At 52.1% G+C, this 622-nt stretch carries 1 protein-coding gene; it reads right to left on the reverse strand.

Going from position 1 to position 622, the window contains the following annotated elements:
• On the reverse strand, nt 1–622 hold a 622-nt coding region (locus tag ACTHUR_RS15585), incomplete at both ends, for an alanine:cation symporter family protein (RefSeq protein WP_440399544.1).

The raw sequence follows: 622 nt of genomic DNA on the forward strand, positions 1-622 counted from the left end.
GGTCAACAGCCAATGGTTTTTGATGAACTGCACATTGGATTCGGCATAGGCATAGTTTCCGATGACGGTAGAGAAGGCAAACATAAACAGGATGATTGCCAAGAAATCCGCGCCCCATGCGCCGACTTGGCTGATAATCGCTGCTTGGGTCAGCTCTGCGCCGCTCAAATCGCCGTAAGGTTGTTGGTACACCAAAACGATAAACGCCGTGCAGGAACATACAATAATCGTATCGACGAATACGCCCAGCATTTGAATCATACCTTGGGAAACAGGGTGTTTGACTTCGGCGGCTGCGGCGGCGTTAGGTGCGGAACCTTGACCTGCTTCATTGGAATACAGACCGCGTTTGATACCGATCATCATGGTTTGCGAAATCAAGCCGCCGAGCAGACCGCCGCCGGCAGCTTTAAAGTTGAAGGCGCTGTCAAAAATCTGACCGAAGACATGCGGAATCAGGCTGATGTTGGTGATGATGATGTAGAGCGCCATCAGCAGATATAAAGTCGCCATCAGCGGAACAAGCATTTCGGCAAAGCGGGAAACACGGCGGATACCGCCGAAAATAATCGGCGCAGTCATGATGACCAATGCGACGCCGACCGCATGTTCGTCCCAGCCC

The sequence above is a fragment of the Neisseria sp. P0021.S007 genome, from assembly GCF_051956855.1.